This is a genomic window from Psychrobacter sp. W2-37-MNA-CIBAN-0211, assembly GCF_040309405.1.
Classification (GTDB): domain Bacteria; phylum Pseudomonadota; class Gammaproteobacteria; order Pseudomonadales; family Moraxellaceae; genus Psychrobacter; species Psychrobacter glaciei.
In genome coordinates this window covers 1-236 of the sequence record NZ_JBEOOU010000582.1, presented here as the reverse complement: position 1 = coordinate 236, position 236 = coordinate 1, and the positions used below count along the sequence as shown (strand labels likewise).

Annotated in this window: 1 protein-coding gene; it reads right to left on the bottom strand. The window is 40.3% G+C overall.

Features of this window, described 5'->3' with window-relative positions; translation table 11 throughout:
- On the bottom strand, nucleotides 1-236 hold a 236-nt coding region (locus tag AAEY72_RS16345; protein WP_352311738.1), incomplete at both ends, for a HAMP domain-containing protein.

The window sequence follows — 236 nt, the reverse complement described above, 5'->3', positions numbered from 1 at the left end:
ATTTGGCCTGGCTGGCTTTTTTGGCAATCTCAAGGGTTTGTTGTAATTCAAACGTGCGCTCTGATACTCGATTTTCTAATTCATGGTTAATGGTTTCTAATTGTCTACCTCGGGCATCAACCTCGCCGATCATCACATTAAAGCTGTGCGCCAACTGAGAGAATTCATCATTAGACTTGAGGTTTACGCGTTGCGTATAGTCTTTATTATTTGAGATATGTTCTATCACTTCTAAC